Source organism: Kitasatospora sp. NPDC059803 (assembly GCF_042732255.1).
Lineage (GTDB): Bacteria > Actinomycetota > Actinomycetes > Streptomycetales > Streptomycetaceae > Kitasatospora.
In genome coordinates this window covers 1-5,096 of the sequence record NZ_JBHWIJ010000440.1, presented here as the reverse complement: position 1 = coordinate 5,096, position 5,096 = coordinate 1, and the positions used below count along the sequence as shown (strand labels likewise).

At 74.8% G+C, this 5,096-nt stretch carries 4 protein-coding genes and 1 pseudogene; 4 read left to right on the top strand and 1 reads right to left on the bottom strand.

The features are described 5' to 3' along the window. Positions 1-111: 111 nt before the first annotated feature. Positions 112-507: a hypothetical protein gene (locus ACFV6I_RS37590; protein WP_380430577.1), complete on the bottom strand. Its 396-nt coding sequence runs from the start codon at positions 505-507 to the stop codon at positions 112-114. On the opposite strand from ACFV6I_RS37590, the gene ACFV6I_RS37585 reads away from it, so the two are divergent. The 4 genes and pseudogenes from ACFV6I_RS37585 to ACFV6I_RS37570 all read left to right on the top strand — a co-directional run. Then, positions 491-994 carry a hypothetical protein gene (locus tag ACFV6I_RS37585; RefSeq protein WP_063349746.1) on the top strand — a complete coding sequence of 168 codons (504 nt, stop codon included), beginning with the start codon at positions 491-493 and terminating at the stop codon, positions 992-994. The genes ACFV6I_RS37590 and ACFV6I_RS37585 overlap by 17 nt on opposite strands. A gap of 295 nt (positions 995-1,289) precedes the next feature. Then, on the top strand, positions 1,290-2,318 hold the full coding sequence (locus ACFV6I_RS37580; RefSeq protein WP_380430574.1) for a hypothetical protein: 1,029 nt from the start codon (positions 1,290-1,292) through the stop codon (positions 2,316-2,318). A gap of 56 nt (positions 2,319-2,374) precedes the next feature. Then, the gene (locus tag ACFV6I_RS37575) at positions 2,375-4,261 is read left to right on the top strand and encodes an HSP90 family protein (RefSeq protein ID WP_380430572.1); all 1,887 of its coding nucleotides are present in this window, start codon (positions 2,375-2,377) and stop codon (positions 4,259-4,261) included. Beyond that, positions 4,261-5,096: pseudogene (locus tag ACFV6I_RS37570) on the top strand (hypothetical protein); the annotation flags it as partial. The gene ACFV6I_RS37575 and the pseudogene ACFV6I_RS37570, both read left to right, overlap by 1 nt.

The window sequence follows — 5,096 nt, the reverse complement described above, 5'->3', positions numbered from 1 at the left end:
GGTGACCAGTACGGTCACCGCCCCGCCGCCGTTCCCGCCCCCGCTCCGTCCTTGATCGGCCCGGGTGCACCCGGGCGCGGGCGGGCCGGGGGCGGCGGCTATCTTGATGGGTCACGGACATCCGGAGGAGTGGGCGATGGGGATGGGGATGGTTGGTCGGAGGGTGGCTGCCGCGGTGGCGGCCGGGGTGCTGACGGGGGTGCTGGCCGGGTGCTCGGCGGGTTCTGCGGGGAGTTCCCCGGCGGGCTCGGACGCGGCCAAGGGTGCGGCGGGGGCGGCGAGTGCGGTGGCGAGTGCGACGGGTCCGGCGGGTGGTGAGACCGGTGCAGGGGCTTCGGTCTCCGCCTCGGCGTCCGCGCCTGCCGCCGCGACGGGGGCGGGTGCGGCTGCGGGCTCGGCCTCGGCGCCGCCGCCTGCGACCGGAAGCGGTGGCGCCGGGGCCTCTGCTCCGCCGGCCGGGGCGGCGACGCCCGGGGCGGACCTGGAGGCGGTGCTGCTGGACGACAAGCTCGTCGGGCAGGTGCTGCCGGACGCGAAGGCGATGGCGGGCTGGGAGGAGGAGAAGCGCAAGGTCGACACCATCGACCACGCCACCACCTGCACCGCGGCGGTGCCGTGCACCGGCAAGCCGCTCAGCGGTTCCGTCCGGTTCTCCTCGGGGGATGTGGTCGCCCGCTTCATCGTCGAGACGCTGCCGAACCGCGACGCCGCCAAGGGCAAGCTCAAGGAGTCCTACGCCTCCTACGGAGCCGGGCCGTTCCGCAAGGTCGACTCCCCGGTGCTGGGCAGCGAGAGCCAGGCCTTCCAGGGTCAGCTGGGCGAGAGCGAGGGCATCGGCATCGTGCTGCGCTCTGGCACCGTCGTCGCCAGCGTGACCACCGAGGGCGGGCCGGCCGACGTGGCTGCCGCCCGGCGGTTCGGGGTGATGCTGGTCAAGCGGATCGAGCAGGCCCAGGCGGGCAAGACCCCGGACGCCGGGCTCGGACTGGCCTGACGGCCGCCGCGTACGCGAAGCGAAGCGAAGCCCCGGGCCGAGGAGGCGCCGGGGCCCGCTGCGTTTCGGCGTCGGACCGGACAGCGTCGCCGCTCGTTCGACGTGCCCGCGTTCCGGCCGTCAGCCCCGGTCGTCCGCCCCGGTCGGCGGGCCGTGGGGCGGTCCCCGCACGTGCCGGACCGGGACGGCCCCTGGGCTGGGGAAACGGATGTCGGTCGGCCGTGATATCTACTCATCTGGGGTGGCCGTCGTGCGGCCATGCGAAAGATGCCGATGATGTTCGAGGGGGCCACATATGCCGCTGTTCCGACGCCGCTCCGGCGAGGAGGCCGCGCAGAGCGGGGCGGGCTGGCTTGGGAGGGTGCGGCGGGCCGTCGGGTCCGCGCCCGTGGCGGCCGTTGCGGCGCCGCGGCTGGATCCGGCGCTCGGGGACGAGTCGCTGCGCCTGATGCTCGGCCAGGCCGCCGCCGGTGACTGGGCGGCCCTGGGCCCCGCGCTGGCCGCCGTCGGGGACGGCGCCGATCTGACCGGGCGGGTCGGTGCGATCGCGGAGGTGCCCCGGGTCGAGGAGTGGACGGCCCGGGCCCTCGCCGACCGGCCCGAGGACGCGCTGGCGCTGCTGCTGTCCGGTGCCCGGCACGTCACCTGGGCCTGGGAGGCCCGGACGGGCGCCCGGGCGAAGCACGTGTCCGAGAAGCAGTGGCAGGTGTTCCACGAGCGGTTGGACATCGCCGAGGAGCAGCTGCTGGAGGTCGCCGAGCGCGAGCCGTCCTGGCTCGCCCCCTGGTACTTCCTGCAGATCAGCGCCCGCGGTGCCTCGCTCCCGGCGGAGGTCGCGACCTGCCGCTTCGAGGCCGCCGTGCGCCGTGCTCCCGGGCATCCGGCCTCGCACCGCCAGCGCCTCCAGCAGCTGTGTGCCAAGTGGGGCGGCTCGCACGAGGAGATGCACGCCTTCGCCCGTTCCTCGATGCTCGCGGCGCCGGAGGGCAGCCAGCTCGGCGAGCTGGTGGTGCTGGCGCACCTGGAGCGCTGGCTGGACCTCCCGGACGGTGAGGACCGCGCCTACCTGGCCAGTGCGGAGGTGGTGGCCGACTTGCAGGAGGCGGCCTTCCGCTCCGTGCTGCACCCGGACTTCACGCCGGTGCGTGGCTGGCAGGGTTCCTTCAACGCCTTCGCGATGGCCTTCTCGCTGGCCGGCCAGCGCAAGACGGCGCGCCTGCTGTTCGAGGCCTTGGACGGCGCCGTCACCGAGTCGCCCTGGCACTTCCTGTCCGGTGATCCGCTCAAGGCGTTCGCCTCCCACCGGGACCGCTGCGCGTACTGACGCCCCCGGCCCGTCCAGAACCTCCATCACCCGCCCCGCGATCGAAAGAGCCCCCGGTGTCCCCATCCGAGAACCCGACGCCCGACAACGCGGCGAGCGCGCACACCTTCCAGGTGGACCTGCGCGGCCTGGTGGACCTGCTCTCCCACCACCTCTACTCCAGCCCGCGGGTGTACCTGCGCGAGTTGCTGCAGAACGCGGTGGACGCGATCTCCGCCCGCCGCGCCCTCGATCCGCAGGCGCCGGCCCGGATCGTCGTGCGCGCCGACGACGAGCTGAGCGTCACCGACACCGGCGTCGGCCTGACCGAGGCGGACGTCCACACCTTCCTCGCCACCATCGGCCGCAGTTCGAAGCGCGACGCCGACGGCCGGCTGGACGGCACCGGGCTGGCCCAGGCCCGCGGCGACTTCATCGGCCAGTTCGGCATCGGCCTGCTGGCCTGCTTCGTGGTCGCCGACGAGATCACCGTGGTGACCCGCTCCGCCGCCACGCCGGACGCGCCGGTGATCGAGTGGCGCGGCGGCTCCGACGGCCGCTACACGATCCGCACCCTGCCCGCCGCGGCCAAGCCGGAGCCGGGCACCACCGTGACGCTGGTCCCGCGCGCCGACGCCGTCGAGTGGACGCGGTCGGGCCGTGTCCTCGCGCTGGCCCGGGACTTCGGCAGCCTGCTGCGCCACGACGTCACGGTGGTGGACGCGAACGGCACCGAGCACCGGGTGAACCGCACCCCGCCGTGGGCCGAGCGGCACGGCTCGCCGCTGGCCCGGCGCGACGCGCTGACCGAGTACTGCCGCGCCGCCTTCGACTTCGCCCCGCTCGACACCATCGACCTGGACCTGCCGCTGGTCGGCCTGCGCGGCGTCGCCTACGTGCTGCCGGACGCGGCCCCGCCGTCCCGCCGTTCGGGCCACCGGGTGCACCTCAAGGGCATGCTGTTGTCCGACCAGGCCGACGAGCTGCTGCCGGACTGGGCGTTCTTCGTCCGCTGCGTGGTGGACACCGACGGCCTGCGCCCGACGGCCTCCCGCGAGGGCCTGTACGCGGACGAGACGCTGGCCGCCGTCCGTGACGCGCTGGGCGTCCGGATCCGCGACTGGCTGACCGGCCTGTCCGCGAGCGATCCGGCGCTGCTGCACCGCTTCCTGTCCGTGCACCACCTGGCCGTCAAGGAACTCGCCCGTTACGACGACGAGTTGCTGCGGATGATGCTGCCGTGGCTGCCGTTCGAGACCACCGACGGCAACGTCACCCTGGACGAGTTCACCCGCAGCCACCCGGTGGTGCTGGTGACCCGCACCGTCGAGGAGTTCCGCCAGGTCGCCCCGATCGCCGGCGCCGCCGGCCTCGGCGTGGTCAACGGCGGCTACACCTACGACCGCGACCTGGTGCACCGGCTGCCCGAGATCCGCCCCGGCGTCTCGGTCTCCGACCTCGACCCGGGCACCGTCACCGCGCACCTGGACACCGTCGACCCGGCCGCCGAGCTCGCCGCGAACGCCTTCCTCGCCGTCGCCCGCGAGGTGGTCGGCCGCTTCGACTGCGACGTCGCCCTGCGCAGCTTCCACCCGACCAACGCGCCCGCGCTGCTGCTGGACAACCGGGAGGCCCGGCACGAGCGCAGCCGCGCCCAGCTCGCCGAGGAGGCCGACGGCCTGTGGGCGGACATCCTGGGCTCGCTGCGCGCCGAGGCGCCCCGCGCCCAGCTGGTCCTCAACCACCTCAACCCGCTGGTGCGCCGCGCCGCGACGGTCACCAACCGCGAGCTGGCCGTCACCGCCGTCGAGGCGCTGTACGGGCAGGCCGTGCTGATGACCCGCCGCCCGCTCAAGGCCAGCGAGAGCGCCCTGCTCAACCGCTCGTTCATCAGCCTGCTCGACCACGCCATGCTCGGCCACGAGTCGGCCGGCCCGGACCGCACCGACCCGAAGGAGGCCTGATGCTGGACACCCCCGATGCGGTGATGGCCGCGCTGCGCGAGAACGACGCCCGCCCCTACGGCCGCCAGCGGACCGTCGCGGCCGAGGAACTCGTCGACGCCGCCGAGCAGTTCGACGACACCGGGGCGCGCTCGATGGCCCTGCTGGAGCTGATGGAGGCGTACGAGTACGACGGTGAGCGCGGCAAGAGCCCGGTCGTCTTCGCCCGCCTCCTCAAGCTGTGGGACGCCGACCCGGACGGCTTCGGCGAGTGGGCCCGCCAGCAGGTGTTCTGGCGTTTCAAGTGGGTGGCCGGCGCACTCCTGGGCAACCCGGACGTGCCGCTGCCGGCCCTGCGGCGCTGGCACACCGAACTGCGCGACCGCTACCGGGCGGCCGGCTTCGACCTCCAGCCGTACTACGCCCAGCGCTACCACCTGGCCGCGCAGACCGGCAGCGGCCGCCAGGACGCCTACGAGCTGTGGACGGCCCGCCCGCGCTCCGAGCTGAGCGACTGCCACGCCTGCGAGACCCGGGCGCGCGCCGAGCACTTCGCGGACGCCGGCGACGACGCCCGGGCGCTGGACGTCCTGCAGCCGGTCCTCGACGGCCGGAGCAGCTGCGAGCAGGAGCCCGCCCTCAGCCAGGCCGCCGCCCTGCTCCCGCTGCTGCGCCGGGGCCGGCTGGACGAGGCCCGCTCCAGCCACCTGACCGGTTACCGCGCCGCGCGCGGCAAGGCCTCGATGGCGCACGCCGTCGGCCGGCACGTCGAGTTCTGCGCGCTGTCCGGCAACGAGCCGCGCGGCCTGGAACTGCTCGCCGAGAACCCCGACCGGGTCGCGGTGTCCGGCGCTCC

Excerpts from the sequence above, each read along its gene's own strand:
- ACFV6I_RS37580 (WP_380430574.1), top strand. The coding sequence starts at position 1,290 with ATGCCGCTGTTCCGACGCCGCTCCGGCGAGGAGGCCGCGCAGAGCGGG.